The 1,160-nt window shown below is 69.7% G+C and carries 1 protein-coding gene and 1 pseudogene; one reads left to right on the top strand and one right to left on the bottom strand.

Going from position 1 to position 1,160, the window contains the following annotated elements:
- Positions 1–501 (top strand): TetR/AcrR family transcriptional regulator (locus ACIRS4_RS38105; protein WP_404204844.1); only part of this gene is annotated, 501 nt, incomplete at its 5' end.
- A gap of 3 nt (positions 502–504) precedes the next feature.
- Here the strand turns inward: ACIRS4_RS38105 and ACIRS4_RS38100 are convergent.
- Positions 505–1,160, bottom strand: a pseudogene (locus ACIRS4_RS38100) (methionine synthase); the annotation flags it as partial.

Here is a 1,160-nt window from a genome sequence, read left to right as displayed (position 1 = left end):
CTGTTCTCGGAGCGGGGGTACGAGAAGACCTCGCTGCGGGAGATCGCCAAACGCCTGGGAGTCACGAAAGCCGCGCTGTACTACCACTTCCGGACCAAGGAAGACATCGTCGCCAGTCTGTCGGAGGATCTGCGGGGCGGCGTCGACGAGATCGTGACATGGGCCGAGAGCGCGCCCGAGGGGCGGGAGCGCGCGCGGGAGATCGTGATCCGATACGGGGCGCTGCTGCACAGTCTCGGCAAGGACATGATCCGGTTCTGGCACGAGAACCAGCCCGCGTTCCGGGACCTCGGGTTCGGGACGAGCCTGCGCTACCAGTTCCGGGTGCTGGCGGACCTGATGACCGCGCCGAGCCGGGACCCGCTGACCGTGTTCCACGCCCGGCAGGCGCTGCTGGCCATCAGCTGGAGTCTGTCCATGATGGGAGACCTGGAGCTGTCCGACGAGGAGAGCAATGCGGCGGCGGTGGCCATCGCGCTCGACATCGTCGAGCGGATGTAGCGGCTACTCGAAGGTGAGGCCGTCGGGCTCGTCGGCGTAGGCGCGGGCGGTCTCCGCGGCCAGGCTCACCGCGCGGCGGGCCCAGGACAGGGAAGCGCCGGCCAGGCCGCAGGCCGGGGAGACCAGGATCTGGTCGGCGAGCAGGCGGCGGGGGAAACCGAGACGGTCGATCAGGCGGACACCGGGTTCGGCGATGTCACGCCAGGTGACCGGCTTGGCCGGTTCGGTGGTGGGGACCAGGCCGAGGACCAGATGCTTTCCGGCGTCCAGCAATTCGCCGATGCGGTCCAGGTCCCGGGTGCCGATGGCGGCCAGGTCGAACCCGATCGCGCTCGCGGCGGACTTGCGCAGGAAACCGAGGGCGGGGCGGTCGGCGCAGGAGTGGATCAGGACCGGGACCGACTGCCGCGCGGCCACGGTGTCGAGCACGTGCAGGGCCTCGGGTTCGGGCATGGCGCGCACCGTGTTCAGAACGCTCACACCCTTCAGCGTCCCGCTCAGGACGGCCGTCAGGTGGGGTTCGTCGATCTGGAGGATCACCTGCGTGCCGAGTCGCTTGGAGACCTCGGCGACGTGGTTGGCGATGCCCTCGGCCAGGGACTCCGAAAGGTCGCGCAGCGCACCGGAATCGGTGAGGATGCGATGCCCGCCGGGCAGTT

Source organism: Streptomyces sp. NPDC101166 (assembly GCF_044768125.1).
Lineage (GTDB): Bacteria > Actinomycetota > Actinomycetes > Streptomycetales > Streptomycetaceae > Streptomyces.
Note: the sequence above shows the minus strand (reverse complement) of the source record. Positions and strands in the feature narration are given on the sequence as shown.